Below are 301 nucleotides of genomic sequence, written 5' to 3'. Positions count from 1 at the left end.
AATCTGGAAATACGAGGACGAGGCTCGCGCCTGGGCAGGTCGCTACTTCGCCGTGCAACCTGGCCAGGTGGCGCTCACCGGCAGCACCACCGACGGCCTGGCGGCGATCTACGGCGGCCTGCTGGTGCAGCCGGGCAAGGAGATCCTGACCTCCTCCCACGAGCACTACTCCACCTACACCACCCTGGAATACCGGCACAAGCGCATGGGTACCCAGGTCCGCGAGTTCCCGCTGTTCAAGGACCCGCACCGGGTTTCCGCCGACGAGATCCTGTCCAGCATCGCCGCTCAGATCCGCCCG

The 301-nt window shown here is 66.4% G+C and carries 1 protein-coding gene; it reads left to right on the top strand.

Going from position 1 to position 301, the window contains the following annotated elements; translation table 11 throughout:
* Window positions 1-301 (top strand): hypothetical protein (locus BST14_RS31980; RefSeq protein WP_438502222.1); only part of this gene is annotated, 301 nt, incomplete at both ends.

Source organism: Mycobacterium arosiense ATCC BAA-1401 = DSM 45069 (assembly GCF_002086125.1).
GTDB classification, from domain to species: domain Bacteria; phylum Actinomycetota; class Actinomycetes; order Mycobacteriales; family Mycobacteriaceae; genus Mycobacterium; species Mycobacterium arosiense.
Note: the sequence above shows the minus strand (reverse complement) of the source record. Positions and strands in the feature narration are given on the sequence as shown.